Origin of the sequence: Cryobacterium algoritolerans, from assembly GCF_004402785.1 — a bacterium.
In the GTDB taxonomy this organism is placed as follows: Bacteria; Actinomycetota; Actinomycetes; order Actinomycetales; family Microbacteriaceae; genus Cryobacterium; species Cryobacterium algoritolerans.
The window spans coordinates 1-17,608 of sequence record NZ_SOFP01000046.1; the positions used below are offsets into that span (position 1 = coordinate 1).

General features: G+C 68.0%; 20 protein-coding genes, 1 tRNA gene, 1 pseudogene and 1 riboswitch. Of the genes and pseudogenes, 13 read left to right on the plus strand and 9 right to left on the minus strand.

The genetic code is table 11. The features are described 5' to 3' along the window. Positions 1 to 473 (minus strand): annotated as a pseudogene (locus E3O19_RS08465) (ABC transporter permease); the annotation flags it as partial. Continuing rightward, positions 470 to 1,360, minus strand: a complete 891-nt coding sequence (locus tag E3O19_RS08470) for an ABC transporter ATP-binding protein (protein WP_134566903.1) — start codon at positions 1,358 to 1,360, stop codon at positions 470 to 472. The gene E3O19_RS08470 and the pseudogene E3O19_RS08465, both read right to left, overlap by 4 nt. Positions 1,361 to 1,509: 149 nt before the next feature. Between E3O19_RS08470 and E3O19_RS08475 the strand changes: the two genes are divergently transcribed. The 4 genes from E3O19_RS08475 to E3O19_RS08490 are packed head-to-tail and all read left to right on the plus strand — an operon-like array spanning position 1,510 to position 5,589. Beyond that, positions 1,510 to 2,592, plus strand: coding sequence for an ABC transporter ATP-binding protein (locus tag E3O19_RS08475; protein WP_134566904.1), 1,083 nt, complete (start codon positions 1,510 to 1,512; stop codon positions 2,590 to 2,592). Positions 2,593 to 2,609: 17 nt separating this feature from the next. Further along, positions 2,610 to 3,812 (plus strand): ABC transporter substrate-binding protein, encoded by a 1,203-nt coding sequence (locus tag E3O19_RS08480; RefSeq protein WP_134566905.1) that lies wholly within the window; start codon positions 2,610 to 2,612, stop codon positions 3,810 to 3,812. 41 nt (positions 3,813 to 3,853) lie between these two features. Continuing rightward, positions 3,854 to 4,780: an ABC transporter permease gene (locus E3O19_RS08485; protein WP_134566906.1), complete on the plus strand. Its 927-nt coding sequence runs from the start codon at positions 3,854 to 3,856 to the stop codon at positions 4,778 to 4,780. A gap of 8 nt (positions 4,781 to 4,788) precedes the next feature. After that, on the plus strand, positions 4,789 to 5,589 hold the full coding sequence (locus E3O19_RS08490; RefSeq protein ID WP_134566907.1) for an ABC transporter permease: 801 nt from the start codon (positions 4,789 to 4,791) through the stop codon (positions 5,587 to 5,589). A gap of 34 nt (positions 5,590 to 5,623) precedes the next feature. Here E3O19_RS08490 and E3O19_RS08495 read toward each other — a convergent pair whose 3' ends face one another. After that, positions 5,624 to 6,184 carry a TIGR03086 family metal-binding protein gene (locus E3O19_RS08495; protein WP_134566908.1) on the minus strand — a complete coding sequence of 187 codons (561 nt, stop codon included), beginning with the start codon at positions 6,182 to 6,184 and terminating at the stop codon, positions 5,624 to 5,626. A gap of 119 nt (positions 6,185 to 6,303) precedes the next feature. On the opposite strand from E3O19_RS08495, the gene E3O19_RS08500 reads away from it, so the two are divergent. Together E3O19_RS08500 and E3O19_RS08505 are read left to right on the plus strand one after the other, a co-directional pair. Then, positions 6,304 to 7,524: a DNA polymerase IV gene (locus tag E3O19_RS08500; protein ID WP_134566909.1), complete on the plus strand. Its 1,221-nt coding sequence runs from the start codon at positions 6,304 to 6,306 to the stop codon at positions 7,522 to 7,524. Positions 7,525 to 7,533: 9 nt separating this feature from the next. Continuing rightward, positions 7,534 to 7,866, plus strand: a complete 333-nt coding sequence (locus E3O19_RS08505; RefSeq protein WP_134566910.1) for a hypothetical protein — start codon at positions 7,534 to 7,536, stop codon at positions 7,864 to 7,866. A gap of 56 nt (positions 7,867 to 7,922) precedes the next feature. Here E3O19_RS08505 and nhaA read toward each other — a convergent pair whose 3' ends face one another. Then, entirely contained in the window at positions 7,923 to 9,269 is a 1,347-nt protein-coding gene (nhaA, locus tag E3O19_RS08510) for a Na+/H+ antiporter NhaA (RefSeq protein ID WP_134566911.1), read from the minus strand. A gap of 150 nt (positions 9,270 to 9,419) precedes the next feature. Continuing rightward, complete coding sequence (locus tag E3O19_RS08515) at positions 9,420 to 9,644, minus strand: hypothetical protein (RefSeq protein ID WP_134566912.1); 225 nt, start codon at positions 9,642 to 9,644, stop codon at positions 9,420 to 9,422. A 55-nt stretch (positions 9,645 to 9,699) separates the two neighbouring features. Next, positions 9,700 to 9,810: riboswitch (TPP riboswitch) on the plus strand. 36 nt (positions 9,811 to 9,846) lie between these two features. Between E3O19_RS08515 and E3O19_RS08520 the strand changes: the two genes are divergently transcribed. From E3O19_RS08520 to E3O19_RS08540, 5 genes are read left to right on the plus strand one after another with little or no spacing between them, the layout of a single operon-like run. Continuing rightward, on the plus strand, positions 9,847 to 10,464 hold the full coding sequence (locus E3O19_RS08520) for an ECF transporter S component (RefSeq protein WP_134566913.1): 618 nt from the start codon (positions 9,847 to 9,849) through the stop codon (positions 10,462 to 10,464). A 12-nt stretch (positions 10,465 to 10,476) separates the two neighbouring features. After that, the gene (locus tag E3O19_RS08525) at positions 10,477 to 11,982 is read left to right on the plus strand and encodes an ABC transporter ATP-binding protein (protein ID WP_134566914.1); all 1,506 of its coding nucleotides are present in this window, start codon (positions 10,477 to 10,479) and stop codon (positions 11,980 to 11,982) included. After that, positions 11,979 to 12,761 carry an energy-coupling factor transporter transmembrane component T family protein gene (locus tag E3O19_RS08530; RefSeq protein WP_134566915.1) on the plus strand — a complete coding sequence of 261 codons (783 nt, stop codon included), beginning with the start codon at positions 11,979 to 11,981 and terminating at the stop codon, positions 12,759 to 12,761. The genes E3O19_RS08525 and E3O19_RS08530 overlap by 4 nt, the downstream gene beginning before the upstream one ends. Continuing rightward, positions 12,748 to 13,347: an AAA family ATPase gene (locus tag E3O19_RS08535; RefSeq protein WP_241981277.1), complete on the plus strand. Its 600-nt coding sequence runs from the start codon at positions 12,748 to 12,750 to the stop codon at positions 13,345 to 13,347. Before E3O19_RS08530 ends, E3O19_RS08535 begins: the two co-directional genes overlap by 14 nt. Positions 13,348 to 13,376: 29 nt before the next feature. Then, positions 13,377 to 13,637 carry a hypothetical protein gene (locus E3O19_RS08540; protein WP_134566916.1) on the plus strand — a complete coding sequence of 87 codons (261 nt, stop codon included), beginning with the start codon at positions 13,377 to 13,379 and terminating at the stop codon, positions 13,635 to 13,637. A gap of 36 nt (positions 13,638 to 13,673) precedes the next feature. On the opposite strand, the gene E3O19_RS08545 is transcribed toward E3O19_RS08540, so the two are convergent. The 4 genes from E3O19_RS08545 to orn all read right to left on the minus strand — a co-directional run bounded on the left by E3O19_RS08545 (position 13,674) and on the right by orn (position 16,194). Beyond that, positions 13,674 to 14,960 (minus strand): D-alanyl-D-alanine carboxypeptidase family protein, encoded by a 1,287-nt coding sequence (locus E3O19_RS08545; RefSeq protein WP_134566917.1) that lies wholly within the window; start codon positions 14,958 to 14,960, stop codon positions 13,674 to 13,676. Between the two features lie 24 nt (positions 14,961 to 14,984). After that, complete coding sequence (locus tag E3O19_RS08550; protein ID WP_134566918.1) at positions 14,985 to 15,335, minus strand: metallopeptidase family protein; 351 nt, start codon at positions 15,333 to 15,335, stop codon at positions 14,985 to 14,987. A gap of 117 nt (positions 15,336 to 15,452) precedes the next feature. Next, positions 15,453 to 15,528, minus strand: a tRNA-His gene (locus tag E3O19_RS08555). Positions 15,529 to 15,573: 45 nt separating this feature from the next. Continuing rightward, entirely contained in the window at positions 15,574 to 16,194 is a 621-nt protein-coding gene (orn, locus tag E3O19_RS08560; protein ID WP_134566919.1) for an oligoribonuclease, read from the minus strand. 126 nt (positions 16,195 to 16,320) lie between these two features. On the opposite strand from orn, the gene E3O19_RS08565 reads away from it, so the two are divergent. Together E3O19_RS08565 and E3O19_RS08570 are read left to right on the plus strand one after the other, a co-directional pair. Beyond that, positions 16,321 to 16,581, plus strand: coding sequence for a thioredoxin domain-containing protein (locus tag E3O19_RS08565; RefSeq protein ID WP_174776913.1), 261 nt, complete (start codon positions 16,321 to 16,323; stop codon positions 16,579 to 16,581). Positions 16,582 to 16,782: 201 nt separating this feature from the next. Next, entirely contained in the window at positions 16,783 to 17,415 is a 633-nt protein-coding gene (locus tag E3O19_RS08570; RefSeq protein ID WP_134566921.1) for a prepilin peptidase, read from the plus strand. The last annotated feature ends 193 nt before the right edge of the window (positions 17,416 to 17,608 follow it).

The window sequence follows — 17,608 nt, forward strand, 5'->3', positions numbered from 1 at the left end:
GGCGCCGGCAGGCCGGCGGCGAGGAGCCCCGCGGCGGTGGCCGCCCCGATTGCCGCGCTGGCCCCGATGGCGACGATCAACGCCGCGGCGAGCGGGGCCGAGCGCCCGACCACGCCGGCGCCGACAAGCTCGAGCCTTCCCGACTCCTCTTCGGCGCGGGTGTGCCGGATCACGACGACCACCATCAGGATCGCCACGGCTACCGCACCGAAGACGGCGGGTTTGAACATGGCCAGCGCGCCGAGCGAGGTGGGATCGTAGATCCGCCCGTACATGGCCACGATCGCGGCGGACGCGTTGACCGCCCCGGCCGCCTCGATCCGGGACGCCGGATCGGGGTACAGGCCCGCGGTCGCCGACGCGGACGAGGCGGCGATCCCGGCGAATCCGAGAACGGACCCGAGCAGCAGCCAGCGGTCCCGGCGCAGTGCCAGACGTAGCAGGCTGACCGTGCCCCGCAGCTGGGTGCTCATCTCCGTACGCTCTCGTAGTGGCGCAGGAACAGCTCCTCCAGGGTCGGCGGGCTGCTCGTCAGCGAGCTGACCCCTGCCGCGCCGAGCGCGGCGAGCAGCCCGGGGAGGCCGGCCGTTTCCACGCTCGCCGTGATGCGGTTGCCGGTCACCACCACCTCGTGCACGCCGGGCATCGCGGCGAGACCGATCGGCACCGCCGGCACCTCGGCCTGGATCACCGTGCGTGTCAGGTGCCGCATGGCGGCGATGGAGCCGGTCTCCACGACGGCGCCGTTTCGGATGATGCTGACCCGGTCGCACAACGCCTCGACCTCGGCCAGGATGTGGCTGCTCAGCAGCACGGTGCGCCCGGCGGTGCGCAACTCCTGCACGCAGGAACGGAAGGTGGCCTCCATCAGCGGGTCCAGGCCGGAGGTCGGTTCGTCCAGGAGCAACAGCTCGACGTCGCTGGCCAACGCGGCGATCAACGCCACCTTCTGCCGGTTGCCCTTCGAGTAGGTGCGGCACTTCTTGGTGGGATCCAGCTGAAATCTCTCTAACAGGTCGGCGCGCCGCACCGGGTTGAGTCCGCCGCGCAACCGGCCGAGCAGATCGATGACCTCTCCGCCGGACAGAGACGGCCAGAGCGTCACATCTCCGGGCACATAGGCCAGGCGGCGGTGCAGGTCGACCGCGTCGGACCACGGGTCGCCCCCGAGCAACGCCACCTCTCCGGAGTCGGCCCGGAGAAGCCCCAGCAGGATGCGCAGGGTCGTCGTCTTCCCCGAACCGTTCTGTCCGAGGAAGCCGTGAACCTCGCCGACCGCCACAGCAAGGTCGAGGTGCTCCAGGGCCCTGACCTTGCCGAAACTCTTCGTCAGGCCCCGCACGCTGATGGCTTCGGTCATGTTTCTCACCCTACTCAGCCTGACGGGCGCGGACGAGAGGGGCCATGATGGCAGCGAAACGCATTGTGACCCGACCGCAACATGGGAAACCGGACGAAGTTACATCCGCTTCCATATGATTTAGCGACAAGGACGAGCGAGGAGGCCCCGTGGCTGCTGACCAACCAGCGATCCGGTTGACCGGGTTGACCAAGACGTTCGGCGCGGTCAACGCCGTCGACGGGGTCGACCTCGACATCGCTGAGGGGGAGTTCTTCTCCATGCTCGGGCCGTCCGGCTCCGGCAAGACGACCGTGCTCCGCCTGATCGCCGGATTCGAACAGCCCACCAGCGGCACGGTGTCCCTCTTCGGCCAGGACGTCACGGACCGCGCGCCGTTCGACCGTGACGTCAACACGGTCTTCCAGGACTACGCGCTCTTCCCGCACATGAGCGTGCTCGACAACGTCGCCTATGGACTCCGGGTGCGCGGGATGCCGAGACGCGAGCGGCACGCACTGGCCAGGGAAGCGCTCGCCACCGTGCGCCTCGAGGGTTACGGCGACCGTAAACCAGGTCAGTTGTCCGGCGGCCAGCGCCAACGGGTCGCCCTCGCCAGGGCGACGGTGGTGCGCCCCAAGGCACTGCTCCTCGACGAGCCGCTCGGTGCCCTTGACCTCAAACTCCGGGAACAGATGCAGGTCGAGCTCAAGGAACTGCAGCGCGAACTCGGGATCACCTTCATCTTCGTCACGCACGACCAGGAGGAAGCCCTCACCCTCAGCGACCGGATCGCGGTCTTCAACGAGGGCCGGATCGAGCAACTCGGCAGTCCGGCCGAGATCTACGACAAACCGGTCTCACCGTTCGTCGCCGCGTTCGTCGGCACCTCCAACATCCTCGACGACACCCTGTCCAGGCTGGTGCTCGGGCGCGGCGGCATCCACTCCGTGCGGCCGGAGAAGATGAGCATCGGCCGCGAGGACACCGCCATCCACACCGACCGCGAGGTGGCGGGCGTCCTCGCCGAGGTCATCTACGTGGGCAGCAGCACCCGTCTGATCGTCGACCTCGACATCGGCACACGCGTCACCGTCCTCGAACAGAACGACGCCGACCGGGTCGGCGAAGACGAACGCGGATCCCGGGTGCGGGTGGGCTGGGACGAACGCGACACGGTGGCCCTGGCCGCCGCCCCGATTCCCGCCGACGACCTTCCCCTGCTCACCAGACCAGAACCCGCAACACGCTAACTCAAATGGAGACCGCAATGAATCGCTCTACTCCCCTTCGTCGCACGAAGACATCGGCCGCCCTCGCCGGGCTGGCCATCCTCTCCGTCGCCCTCCTGACCGCCTGCGGCACCACCTCGGCCGGCAACGGCGGAAGCACGGGGGCCAAGGCCCCGACGAAACTCGGCACCAACGAAGGGGCAGTGTCGATCCTCGCCTGGCCGGGCTACGTGGAGGACGGCAGCAACGACCCGGCCGTCGACTGGGTCAGCGCCTTCCAGGACGAGACCGGGTGCAAGGTCACCAGCAAGACCTACGGCACCTCGGACGAGGCGTTCAACCTGATGAAGACCGGCGACTACGACCTGGTCGCGGCATCCGGTGACGCCTCGCTTCGTCTCGTCGCGGCCGGCGACGTCGCCCCCGTGAACACCGACCTGATCCCCAACTACGCCGGCGTCTACGACTTCCTCAAACTGCAGGCCTGGAACAGCGTCGACGGCGTCTCCTACGGGGTGCCGCACGGCTACGGGGCGAATCTGCTCATGTACAAAACGGACGCCGTGACCCCGGCGCCCACGTCCTGGAACGTCGTGTTCGACAAGTCCTCGGCCTACAAAGGTAAGGTCACCGCCTACGACTCGCCGATCTACATCGCGGATGCCGCCATGTACCTGATGAGCCACCAGCCCGACCTCGGCATCAAAAACCCTTACGCCCTCGACGAGAAGCAGCTGGCCGCGGCCGTGGACCTCCTCAAGGTGCAGCGCCCGAACATCGGCGAGTACTGGTCGGATTACCTCAAGTCGATCCAGGCATTCGAGACCGGGGACACCGTCGTCGGCACGACCTGGCAGGTCATCCGCAACTCCCTGGCCCCGGGAACCAAGGCGGAGGTCGTCGTGCCCTCCGAGGGCGTCACGGGCTGGTCGGACACCTGGATGGTCGGGTCGAAGGCGAAGAACCCGAACTGCGCGTACGCCTGGCTGAACTACATCAGCAGCCCGAAGGCCAACGCGCAGGCCACAGAGTATTTCGGGGAGGCACCCTCCAACCAGAAGGCCTGCGACTTCATGTCGAACCCTGACCAGTGCTCGCTCTTCCACGCCGGTGACGCCGACTACGCGTCGAAGATCTGGTATTGGACCACTCCGATCGCCACGTGCGTCGACGGCCGCACCGACGTCAAGTGCACCGACTACGCCGCCTGGACCACCGCCTGGCAGGAGATCAAGGGCTAGCGCGCCGGCCTCCCTCCTTCCCGCGCGAGCAGAAAGGCACCATGACCGTTGACACTCCGACCCGGCCCGTCGGCCGGCCGATCGTTCCCGCCCCGCGGGACACGGTCGCCCGGCGGGGCTCGGTCTTTCTGAGCAGGCATCCGAGGCTGCGCCTGTCGCTGCTGCTGTCGGCACCGATGTTCTGGCTGGGCCTGGTCTACATCGCTGCCCTGGCGGCACTGTTGATCACCGCGCTCTGGACCGTCGACACCTTCACCGGCACCATCTCGCAGACCTGGACGTTGGACAACATCATCGCGGTGCTCACCGGGTCGCTGTACCAGACCGTGACCCTTCGTACGGTGGGGGTGGCACTGCTGGTGACCCTTGTCGACATCCTGATCGCCTTGCCGATCGCGTTCTTCATGGCGAAGGTGGCCAGCGCGAGGCTGCAGCGGGTTCTCGTGATTGCAGTGCTCATGCCGCTGTGGGCCAGCTACCTCGTCAAGGCCTACGCCTGGCGTTCCGTGCTCTCCCGGGACGGGATCTTCGAATGGCTGGTGGCGCCGTTCGGTGGCCAGACCCCCGGCTATGGCCTGCCGGCGACCATCATCACGCTCTCCTACCTGTGGCTGCCCTACGTGATCCTTCCCATCTATGCCGGACTCGAGCGGGTGCCGGACTCGCTGCTGGAGGCATCCGGCGATCTGGGCGGCAAGACCTGGTCGACCCTGCGCCTCGTGGTGCTGCCGATGATCTGGCCGGCCATCATCGCCGGCTCGATCTTCAGCTTCAGCCTCTCGCTTGGCGACTACATCACGGTGAACATCGTGGGCGGGGCCAACCAGATGCTGGGCAACCTCGTCTACACGAACGTCGGCGCGGCCAACAACCTGCCGCTCGCCGCGGCCATCGCCCTGATCCCGATCGTGATCATCTTCGCCTACCTCGCCGCCGTGCGCCGCACCGGTGCCCTGGACAACCTGTAGAGGCCACCATGAGACTGAGCAGCCTGGCGCGGGGCCTACTGGCCGCGATCACGATCGTCGTGCTCGCGGCAATATACCTGCCGCTTGTCGTGGTGCTCGTCAACTCGTTCAGCACGAGTACGAGCCTGACCTGGCCGCCGCCCGGGTTTACCCTGGAATGGTGGGTGAAGGCCTTCGGTAACGCGGGCGCGCTCGATGCCGTGCTCACCAGCGTGCAGGTTGCCCTCGCCGCGACCGTGATCTCCCTGGTGCTCGGCACGTTGGCCTCCCTGGCCCTGCAGCGCTTCGAGTTCTTCGGGCGGGAGGCGGTGAGCCTGCTGGTTATCCTGCCGATCGCCCTTCCCGGCATCATCACGGGCATCGCGCTCAACAACGCATTCCGAACGATCCTCGGACTGCAACTTTCCATTGTCACGGTGATCGTCGCGCACGCCACGTTCTGTATCGTCACCGTGTTCAACAACGTGATCGCGCGCCTCCGACTCCTCGGCACCAGCTACGAAGATGCTTCCGCCGACCTGGGTGCCGGGGTGTGGACCACTTTCCGGCTGATCACGTTCCCCCAGCTGCGGTCCGCGTTGTTCGCGGGTGGGCTGCTGGCGTTCGCCCTCTCCTTCGACGAGATCATCGTCACGACCTTCACGGCAGGTTCGTCGGTGAAGACCCTGCCGCTCTGGATCCTCGACAACCTGTTCCGGCCGAACCAGGCCCCGGTGGTCAACGTGATCGCTGTCGTGCTCGTGCTCGTGTCCATCGTGCCGATCTACATCGCCCAGCGCATCGCCGGGGCGGAGAAGATCGCCCGGTAGGCGCGCGCAGGGTGAGCTGCCGGCCGAATCGAGACTAGACGCGTGCGTCGCGCCCGGTCAGGGCGAGCAGCCTCGACTGGAGTGGGGCGTCTTCGGCGATCGGAACGGGCGAGGCGAAGAGGCCGCTGGCCTCCAGTGTGTCCCGCTGCGGCTCGAAGACCGTCCAGACCGCTGCGACGAGCGACCCGTCGAGCGTATCGTCCGCGGCCGTGGCGCGCGCGAGATCCCAGGTATGGATGACAACCTCGGAGACCTGCTCTCGCAGGTAGTCGAGGGCGGTCACCGTGTCATACGACAGCGTCACCGGGGCGTCCAACGGCGTCGCCCGCCACGCGGCGGTCGCGGCCTCCGAGTGGGTGCGCCACTCGGCGGCCAGGTCCGCACCCAACGGAGCCAGGGCGCGGCGGGCCTCGAGCGGGGAGAGCCCACCGAGCAGGGGTGGGATCCATTGCTGCTCGAGAACCAGATGGCGCACGAGGTCGCGCACGGTCCAGTCGGGGTCGGGCGTGGCCCGGTCCCATTCGGTGATCCGGTCGACCCGAGCGGTGAACTCGTCGTGGGCCAATTTCTGCAGCGCAATCCAATCGTGCGTCATGGGTGCTCCTTTCGTTGTCAGGTGCAACGGAGTCCGGCCCGCTCGCATTCCGCGTCACGAAATCGGGTGCCGGGAATCCGGTGGCGCGTCAGGGCAGCCCGGTGGGTTAGGGTCACTCCATGAGCAGGCAGGACGGAAGTGACCGAACGGTCTCGGCGGCATCCGTCGACGACAGCACCGCGACCCTGCTTCACGTGGACCTGGACGCGTTCTTCGCGTCGGTGGAGCTGCTCGACCGTCCCGAACTCGTCGACAAACCCGTGATTGTCGGGCACCGCTCCGGCCGATCCGTCGTCACCGCGGCGAACTACGTCGCCCGGCGCTATGGGGTCAACTCGGCCATGCCGATGGCGCTCGCGCTGCGCCGCTGCCCGTCGGCAGTGGTGCTCGAGCCCCAGATGAGCAGGTACAAGCACTTCTCGGACCAGGTGATGGGTATCTTCGGCGACATCACGCCGCTCGTCGAACAGCTCGGCATCGATGAGGCGTTCCTCGACGTTGCCGGCGCCAGACGTTTACACGGTTCGCCGGCCGTGGTCGGCGCGCTGATCCGGCGCACCGTGGAGGCCGAGACCGGGCTCACCTGCTCCGTCGGCGCGGCATCGACCAAGTTCGTCGCCAAGATGGCCTCGGGGCGCGCCAAACCCAACGGGCTGCTCGTGATCCCCGCGGAGGAGACCCTCGCTTTCCTGCATCCGCTGCCCGTCGGCGCCCTCTGGGGGGTCGGCCAGACGACCGAGGCGTCGCTTTTTCGGCTCGGCCTGAGGCAGATCGGTGACGTAGCCCGCACCCCCCTGGCGGTGTTGCAGAAGGCGGTGGGGGAGGCGTCCGGGCGCAAACTACACGATCTCGCCTGGGGGAGGGACCCGCGCACGGTCACCACCGAGCGCGAGGAGAAGAGTGTCGGCCACGAGGTCACCTTCGAGCACGACGTCACGGATGTCGCCCGCCTCCGCAGCGAGTTGCTGCGCCAGGCCGATGCGGTGGCGGCCCGGCTTCGCGGCGCCGGGCTCGTCGGCCGGTGCGTCGTGCTGAAACTGCGCTACGCCGACTTCAGCACGGTGACACGATCGCGTACCCTCGCGGAGGCCACCGACGTCGGTCGGAGGATCTACGAGGAGGCCGCGGCCAGCTTCGCCACGCTCGCCGCCTCCGGCATCCGGGTGAGGCTGATCGGGGTGCGCGTGGAGCAGCTCGGCGACGGTGACGGCCAGGGTCTCGGCCTGTGGGACCCGGACGACGACTGGCGCGGGGCTGAGCGGGCAGTCGACACGGTCACCGCCAGGTTCGGACGCGGCGCCGTGCGCCCGGCTTCTCTGCTCAAACCGGACAAGGGGTAGCCTGAGGGGATGACTAGCCTGCCAGAGAAGCTCGCAGAAATTTCCCGCTCCGCCGGCGTGAAGACCGCCTACGGCGATCCCGTGCAGGTGGACGGCATCAGCCTGGTTCCCGTCGCCCTCGTCTACTACGGGTTCGGCGGCGGCGAGGGCGATTCCGCCGAAAGCGGCACGGGCAGCGGTGGTGGTGGCGGTGGAATGTCGCTGCCGATCGGCGCCTACGTGAAGTCGGGTGGTTCGCTACGATTCGAGCCGAACGTCATCTCCCTGCTCGCCGTCGGCATCCCGTTCGTCTGGGTGGCCGGCAAGGCGATCTCCCGCGTCATCCGTGCGGTGAAGCGCTAGGCTGCACGGTCCTCGGCCGACACGGCGGGCCGAGCCCCGGCCGGCGACCGTGCGGTTCAGTCGACGAAGACGTCGGGGATCCCGTCGCGGTCCTCGTCGAGCCGTTCCTTCGCTTCGACCAGCCGATAGTGCCGGTTGCGTGCGCGCAGCACAACGGTGGCGAGCAGCGCAGCGAGCAGTGACCCGGTCAGGATGGCCACCTTGGCGTGGTCGTCGAGCACCGTGCCATGCCCGAACCCGAGTTCGCTGATCAGCAGCGACACCGTGAAACCCACCCCTGCGAGCATCGCCACCCCCAAGACGTCTACCCAGGCCAGGTCGGGATCGAGGGTTCCCCTCGTCGTTCTGGTGACCAGCCAGGTGGCAAAGAGGATACCCACCGGCTTCCCGGCGACCAGGGCGACAACAATGCCGACGGCGATCGGGTCGGTCAGGGCCTTCGTGAGTCCCGCGGTGCCGCCGATACTCACCCCGGCGGAGAAGAACGCGAACACGGGCACGGCGAAACCGGCCGAGACCGGGCGGATGCGGTGCTCGAGCGTCTGGGCGAGACCAGGGCCGGCGTCGGGGCCGCCGCCCTTTCGGCTGCGCAGCACCGGCACCGCGAAACCGAGCAGCACGCCGGCGACCGTGGCATGGATGCCGGAGCCGTGCACCAGCCCCCAGACCAGCAGCCCGATCGGCAGCAGGATGACCCAGCCTGCCCAGGTCCTCGTGCCGAAGAAGTTCGAGTGCGTGTGGGTGAGGTAGGCGAAGAGGGCCAGCGGCACGACGGCGAGGAGGAGCATCATCGGCTGGATGTCGTTGGAGTAGAAGAACGCGATGATCCCGATGGCGAGCAGGTCGTCGACGACGGCCAGCGTGAGCAGGAAGATGCGCAGCGCGCTCGGCAGGTGGGAGCCGATTACGGCCAGAACGGCGACGGCGAAGGCGATGTCGGTGGCGGTCGGCACGGCCCAGCCGCGGAGCGCGCCGGGTCCGCCGCCGATGTTGATGGCCACGAAGAAGAGGGCCGGGGTTACCACACCGCCGACCGCAGCCGCCACGGGGACGACGGCACGACTGAAGGTGCGCAGGTCGCCGGCGACGAACTCGCGTTTCAGCTCGAGACCCGCGATGAAGAAGAAGACGGCCAGCAGCCCGTCCGCCGCCCAGGCGCCGAGGCTCAGCTTCAGGTGCCACGGCTCGAAGCCGACTTCGAAGTCGCGCAGCGAGAAGTAGAAGTCGGCGGCCGGAGTGTTGGCGAGGACGAGGGCGACGACGGTCGCAGCCAGGAGCAGGGCCCCGCCCACGGTCTCCTTGCGCAGGATCTGGGCGACGTGGAGGTACTCCAGGTAGCTGCTCCGGCGGAAGATCCGGCCCTTGGACTCCGCGGCGGGGGCGGACTGCGATGGTGGGTTCACGGGAGGTCCTCTGGTTTTCGGTACGACACTAGGGTGTCGACCAGACTTCCCGACTCACCACTTCCAGCGTACACGGGGTCGGAAGTACGGCCCGGTCCGGGGTCCGGCGGGTTCGCTCGGCCCGTTCGCGCGCTCCGTTCGACCGTTCGATCAGCCGCGCCCGCGACGGAGCCATGGCAGCCGCAGCCAGGGCGGCAGGTGCCACGGGCCGCTCACCGGGAGTCCGCGCAGAACCCGCCGCCGGCGCAGGATGAAGCGGCGCAGCAGCAGGATCAGAACGGCCGCGAGTACTAGGGGAACGGCGACGCTCACCGTGGTCCGACCGAACGCGTCGGCTGCCCGCACCCGAACAGTGCGCACCCGAACAGTGCGCATCCGAACACTGCGCGGATTCGAGTCACCATACAAGTCTAGGCGGCGGTCTATACTTGAGTACGAACACGGGAGTCCGGTCAACCGGGCTGAGAGGAAGCTTCGAAAAGCTTCGACCGTCGAACCTGATCTGGATCATGCCAGCGCAGGGAGGCAGATCATCTCGTACCCGTGCCCTGTTTTCTCTACGGAAAGGGCACGAAAAGTGCACACTGAAACCATCATCACCACCCGGTCGGCCTCACGGAAGTGGCGGGTCGTCGACATCGTCGTGGCCAGCGTCATCGGCGTGGCCAGCGGATTGATCTTCGTGGTCTGGAACCAGGCCTACAACCCGCTCAGCGGGCTGCTCACCCCGCTCCTGCCTGGACTTCAGGCTCTCCTCGGCGGCGGCTGGCTGTTCGCCGGGGTCCTCGGCGGCCTCGTCATCCGCAAACCGGGGGCTGCGCTCTACACCGAGCTGCTCGCGGCCGTGGTCTCCACACTGGTGGGCGGCACGGCCTGGGGTGCCACGATCCTCGTCTCCGGGGCGGTGCAGGGGCTCGGCGCCGAACTGGTATTCGCTATCTTCCTCTACGCCAACTACCGCCTGTACGTCTCCCTGCTGGCGGGCGCCGGCGCGGGCCTCGCCCTGGCGATCAATGACCTGCTGTTCTGGTACCCCGCTTCCGCGGCGCCGTTCATCACGATCTACACGCTCTCCGCCGTCATCTCCGGCATCGTTGTGGCCGGCCTGTTCTCCTGGCTGGCCATGCGCGGCCTGGCTCGCACCGGTGCGCTGTCGCGCTTCGCAGCCGGCCGGGCGGTTCGTGCGTCGAGCTAGGGCGCGGAAACAATGACCGCCGCGAACTCGGCCACCCCCCGGAGTGCGTCCGTCGACGCCAGGGGGTGGGGCTGGCGGCACGCCGGCCGCACGGGCTGGGCGGTCGCCCGGCTCGACCTGAGGATCGAACCCGGCGAACGCGTGCTGTTGCTCGGCGCGTCCGGGGCGGGAAAATCTACACTGCTGCACGCCCTCGCCGGCGTGCTCGGCGGCGACGATGAGGGCGAACAGCACGGCCGGCTGCTGGTCAACGGTGGCGAGCCGGCCGCCGCCCGCGGCCAGGCCGGGCTGCTGCTGCAGGATCCGGACTCGCAGGTCATCCTCGCCCGGGTCGGCGACGACGTCGCTTTCGGCTGCGAGAACCTCGGCGTGCCGCGCGAGGAGATCTGGCGCCGCGTGCACGAGTGCCTTGCCCTGGTGGGACTGGACGTGCCGCTGGGTCATCCCACCTCGGCGTTGTCCGGCGGCCAGAAACAACGCCTCGCCCTGGCCGGCGTGCTGGCGATGAGGCCGGGGCTGCTGCTGCTCGACGAGCCGACGGCCAACCTCGACCCCGATGGGGTGATCGAGGTGCGCGACGCCGTGGCACGGGTGCTGGAGCATTCGGCCGCGACATTCATCGTCATCGAGCACCGGGTGGCCATCTGGCAAGACCTGGTGAACCGGGTGATCGTGCTCGATCAGACCGGGGGAGTGCTGGCCGACGGCCGACCGGATGATGTGCTGACCAGCCAGGGTGAGCGGCTCTCGATGGCCGGCGTCTGGGTGCCAGGACGCGGTCACGGGATGCCGGTCCGGCGGACTATTGTGCGAGGCGGGTCGGATGGCATTCTGCTTCGGGCGGAGTCCCTCGTCATCGCCCGCACGAAGAGCGTCGTCGTCGCCCGCGACATCGACCTCACCGTGGGGGCCGGGACCGCCCTCGCCGTCACCGGGCCGAACGGGTCGGGGAAGTCGACCCTCGCCCTCACCCTTGGCGGGCTGTTGAAGCCGTCGGGCGGACAACTCGAGGCAAGTGCCGGCTTCGCCGCCGGGGCGGCCGCCGCGCCGATCGGCTGGACCTCCCGCCAGCTCCTGACCCGGGTCGGCACGGTCTTCCAGGACCCGGAGCACCAATTCGTTGCCGGCACGGTGCGAGCCGAGCTCGCGGTCGGCCCGCGTGCCCTTGGCCGGAGCGGACCCGCGGTCGATGCGCGGGTCGACACCCTGTTGCAGAGGCTCAGACTCGACCATCTGGCGGAGGCGAATCCGTTCACTCTGTCCGGCGGGGAGAAACGACGGCTGTCGGTCGGAACGGTGCTGGCAACCCAGCCACGCCTGCTCGTCCTCGACGAACCGACCTTCGGCCAGGACTTCCGCACCTGGCGCGAAGTGGTGGCGTTGCTGCTCGAACTCATCGACGACGGAACGGGGGTGCTGGCCGTCTCCCACGACAGCGACTTCGTCGCTGCCGTCGCCGACCGCGAATACCGCCTGCTCCCCCCCGTCGCCACCAGTCAGCCCGTGGTCCAGCGATGAGCCTGCTCTCGATCCCCGAGGGGACGCGGGCGATCTTCCGGGTCAACCCGGTGGCCAAGCTGGCGTCGGCCCTCCTCCTGGCCGGTGTGCTCATGCTCACCATCGACTGGGTGTCCGCCCTGGTCGCGCTCGGCTGTGAGCTGGTCCTGTTCTTCTGGGCCGGCCTGAGCGCACGGATGTTCCTGCTCCGCACCCTGCCGGTCTGGCTGGCCGCGCCGACGGCCGGCCTGACCACCCTCCTCTACGGTCAGGCGGCCGGGCAGGTGTACTGGGCGTTCGGGCTCATCCACGTGACGCAAGGGTCCAGCGAACTGGCTGTGGCCACGACCCTGCGGATCCTGGCGATCGGCCTCCCGTCGGTCGTGCTGTTCGTCACGGTCGACCCGACCGACCTCGCCGATGGCCTCGCCCAGGTCGTGCGGTTGCCGTCCCGGTTCGTGCTCGGCGGCCTGGCCGGACTCAGGCTGGTCGGCCTGTTCATCGATGACTGGCGTGCCCTCGAACTGGCCAGGCGGGCCAGGGGAATCGGCGATGGTGGTGCCATCCGTCGGCTCGCCGGCCAGGCGTTCGCGCTGCTGGTGTTGTCTATCCGGCGCGGGAGCAAGCTGGCGACGGCGATGGAGGCGAGGGGCTTCGGCGCCCCGATCCGTCGGACCTGGGCCAGACCGTCCACGTTCGGCGGTCGGGAATATGCCCTGGTCGGCATGGGCCTGATCGTGGCGCTGCTGGCCGTCGTCGTGTCGGTCGCGACGGGAAACTGGCACTTTGTCCTCGCCTGACCCGGCCGCGCGCCCGTCGGCCCTGCTCGGACCGATCCTCGCCGCCCTGGCCGGTGCCGGCCCTACCCCGGTCGTGCTGATCGACGGGCCGAGCGGGGCAGGCAAGAGCACCCTGGCCGACCGACTCGCCGCCGCCTGGCCCAGTGGAGGGCCGAAGCCGGAACTGGTTCGGCTCGACGACATCTACCCCGGCTGGCAGGGACTCGACGCCGCGATTGAACATTTGACCCGGCACGTGCTCGCCCCGCGCGCGGACGGTCTGCCCGCGGCCTGGCAGCGCTACGACTGGGCGAACGCTCGGGCTGCCGAATGGCATCCGGTTGATCCGGCGCACCCGCTCATCGTGGAGGGTTGCGGCGCCCTCGCCGCCGCGCATCTCCGGTTCAGCGAGATCAGGATCTGGCTCCGCGCCGACGACGGTGTGCGCAAACGACGCGCCCTCGCGCGGGACGGGGACCTGTTCCGGTCGCACTGGGACGAGTGGCAGCACGAATGGGAGACCTACCTGGGCCGGGATGACCCGGAACGGGGCGCCACGATCCGGCTCAGCGGCACGACGGAGAATCCCCGCACGCCGGCCGCCTGAAACGGTCCGCCCCGGACTAGGTTGGAGACATGGCCAGCCCCGAAACCCCAAACGTCCTCTACACGGCAGAGTTCATCGACGGTCCCCTCGAGGGGCAGGTCGATTCACGCGTCCTCGTTCACGGCGCGCACGATTCCCGAATCAGCATGCTCGCCGCCGTCGAGGGCATCGAAGCCCTGTTCTGGTACGACGAAGTCGACGAGCGCGACGTGCAGGGGCGGTTGCACGTGCGCTACCGGTTCGATTCCGGGGACAGCGACCCGTACCTGCCGACCGACGATCAGGACTGACAGGAAGCACGGCCCGCGCCGTCGGCTCCTGCCCGGCTAGCGGCGTTCCGCCAGCAGTGCGGAGATCATCGGGATCGGGTTCAGCAGCCGCCAGCCCGGACCCGGCGCGCTGATCGTGCGGTCGAGCACGAGCGGTGCCGAGACCGGCGTGCCGGCTGCTTCGACCGACACCCGGCCGATGGTGCGCCCCGCCCGGCCGGTCGAAAAAGTGTCCAGGGTGAGTGTTGCCGCACCGGGGGCCTGGGCCTGCCAGCCGAACCGGGTCTTCGACGCGCGGACGGTTCCGGCCGAGGTGGCCCCCCACGGGGTGCTGAACCGCACGTACTCATCGCCCTTGGCCAGCACCGGAAGCTCACTGACGCCGGCGCGGGCGCTCTCCATCAACGCGCTGAGATCCGTCTTCAGAGTGTTGTAATCTGGTTCACCGATCACCGCTCCAGCGAAGGTGAAGACCGAGTCGCCGCTGCCGACCCGGGCCGTGAACAGGAAGCAGACACCGGCGGCATCTGTGTGGCTGCGAGAGATGCCGGTGATGCCCTCGTCTGGCAGATAGGCGGTCGTGTTGTCGACGCCGCGCTGGCCGACCAGGGCCGACGCGGGACGCGAGAGAAGCTCCGCGATGACCGGGTTGGACGCGGCCATCCCGGCCAGATGGGAGAGATCGGTCGCCGTGCCGGCGCTGGCGTCGTGGAGGCCGGTGGCATCGGCGACCGTTGTTCCGGACAGGCCGTGCGCGGCAAGCCAGGCGTTGGCGGCCTCGACGTACGCATCGATGGAGCCGAAGGCCCAACGCGCCAGGGTGTCGGCGTGGTTATTGCTGGAGCCGAGGACCATGGCCTGTAGCAGCTCGGTCTCCGTCCACAACTCACCGGGGAAGACGACCACGGTCCGGGCGCCCGTGTTGCCGTAGTCGATGTAGTCCTGGTAATCAGCGGCGGTGATCGGGATCTTCGGATCCACCGTACCGACAGTCAGGGGCTTCGCATCCAAGACGACGAGCGCGGTCACGATCTTCGCGGCCGACGCCATCGGCAGTGCTTCGGCGCTGCCGCCCACGGCGATGGGTGCGGTCTGTGCGATCGCTGAGGCATCCGGGGTGGTCGCGCCGGGGGTTACGCTGTCGAGGGCGACAACGGCGCTGCCTCCCTTAACCGGCAGCACCGGCGGGAACGGGCTGGCATCGGCGACCGAGGGGGTCACCCGGGTGGCAGTCGCGGCCGGGAGCGGGCCGAGGAGGGTTGCCGGTCCGTACACGCCGATCAGGAGGATTGCGAGCGCGCCGACCGTGATGCCGATGAAACGGCCAGGTCGGAATCGAGTCATTTGCTCAGGCTAGCAAGCGCGAGGTCATCCCCAACCGAGGTCGTGCAGCCTGTCGTCGTCGATGCCGTAGAAGTGCGCGATCTCATGCACGAGGGTGATGTGGATTTGGTCGTGCAGCTCGTCCAGATCGGCGCACAGCTCGAGGAGCGGTTCGCGGAACACCACGATGCGATCGGGCATCTCGCCGAATCCGTATTGGCCGCGCTCGGTCAGTGCCACGCCATCGTAGAGACCCAGGGTGTTGAGCTCTCCGTCTTCCGGGCGGTCCTCGACCACGAAGATCACATTGTCGAGCCCGTCGACCATGTCGTCGGGGAGGAGATCGAGTTCGTCGATGACCAGACGCTCGAACTCCTCGTGACCCAACTGCAGCATTCGTTCAGCCTCTCACGGGCGCCTCGCCCTTCACTGCTGCAGGCTTCACGGGGAGCGGCAGTTTGCACGAGGTCTAGACGCAAAAAGCTCCACGCTTAGTGGAGCTTTTGACGACATTGGGGTGAGTAACGGGGCTTGAACCCGCGACCTTCCGGACCACAACCGGACGCTCTACCAGCTGAGCTATACCCACCATGTGCTGCCAGGCTCCCGGAGGAGAGGCAACTCAAGAATTCTATTACACGTTTGGACTGAAGTTGTTCACTGCCTCTGCGGCGCGCGATTTGGCCTGGTCGCTGGTGGGTCCCGGGTCGGTCACGAAAACCGTCTGGCGGTAGTAGGCGAGCTCTCGAATGGATTCGAGGATGTCGGCCAGGGCGCGGTGGCCGCCGTCTTTCGCCGGAGCGTTGAAGTACACCCGCGGGTACCAGCGGCGGGCGAGTTCCTTGATCGACGACACGTCGACATTGCGGTAGTGCAACTGGTTGTCCAGGCGCGGCATGTATTTGGAGAGAAAGGCCCGGTCGGTGCCGATCGAATTGCCGGCCAGCGGGGCCTTCTGCTCGGCTGGAATGAACTTGAGCACATACTCGAGAACCTCGAATTCGGCCTCCGCGGCGCTGACCCCATTGGGGATCTCGGTGATCAGCCCGGAGGAGGTGTGCATGTCCCTGACGAAGTCACCCATGTTCGCGAGGGCCGAGTCGTTCGGCTTGATCACGATGTCGAGGCCGGGGTCGATGATATTGAGGTCGTAGTCGGTGATCACGACCGCTATTTCAACGAGTTCGTCTGAACCCAGGTCCAAACCGGTCATCTCACAGTCGATCCAAACCAACCGGTCACTACTTTTTGTCATGTGCCGAGTCTAGCGGCGGCCACGGACCCGCCCTCGGAGAGTGGTCCAGTCCCGACCTAGACTGGACCAGACATCGTCGACGGCACGGTTTTGATGCCTCGACATGGTCTGGAAGGGAACCGCCTGATGGAACTGACCTACTTTTCCTCCGCGTTCTGTGAGCCGTGCCGGCAGACCAGGGCGGTGCTGGCAGAGGTGGAGCGCCTGGTTCCGCAGACGCGGGTGCGGGAGCTCGACGTGGCCAGGGACACCGCGGAGGCCGAGGCCAACGGCATCCGGATCACGCCGACGGTCATCGTCCACGACGCCGCCGGTTCGGAGATATTCCGGGCGACCGGCGTGCCCACCCTCTCCCAGGTGCTCGTGGCGATCGCGAAGGCATTGTGACCAACCAGACGGGCCGTCTGCTATATCGATAACCCGCTTTCCCTGCCCCCGTAGTTCGATAGGGTCGTACTGGATCACATCAGACCCAGAGCGACAAAATCTGCGGGGGACACAGTGCCGAGTCGGACGACGTTTATCCCACGTGAGCCTTTTGTCAGCCACCATCCCAGTGCAGCGGCACGCGGCGAGGGCTGAATCCGCGTGGCGCCCTGGGTGGCGATCATCGCCGGACTGATCGGTGGCGCGCTGGGGGTGCCGCTCGTGCGGATCGCCGAACGGATGCTGCACAACCGTCGCAGCTTCACCCTGCCCGTGCTCGTCGTCGCGGTCACGGTCACGGGAGTGCTGGTCGCGCTGGTGGTCTGGGTGTTCGGAGCCGGCTGGGAGCTGCCCGCCTACCTGTACCTGGCCTTCATCGCGGTGGTTCTCAGCGTCGTGGATATCACCGAAAGGAGGCTTCCCAACGCCGTCGTCTACCCCTCGCTGGTCGCCCTTCCCGCGCTCCTGATGATCGCTTCGGCCTCCAACGGATCCTGGTCGGCCCTGGCGGGCGCGTTTCTCGGCGGTGCCGCGCTGTTCACGCTCTATTTCGTGCTCGCCCTGGTCTCGCCGAGCAGCGTCGGGATGGGTGATGTCAAACTGGCCGCGGTACTCGGCCTGGCCCTCGGCTACCTCGGCTGGACCGCGGTGCTGGTCGGCTCGGTTGCCGCTTTCCTGATCGGCGGCCTGGTCGCCCTGGTCGCCCTGGCGGCTCGCCGGGTGACCCTGCAGGGTTCCATTCCGTTCGGGCCGTCCATGCTGGCCGGGGCCTTCCTCGCCGTGCTGCTCGCCTGAACCCCGGTCGAACTGCAGGCAGGATGCCAGAAACACCCCAGGTCGGGGGGTGAGTCCATTGTGCCGGAAGGGGTACGTTCTCATTGTCGCCGACCCGAAGGCGAGTTCGCTTCACCCGAGGAGCGCCTGTGTACCCGATTCCTGCTTTCCTGCCCGATCATCCGCGGCGCCGTTCGCGTGATCCCAGAGGCAA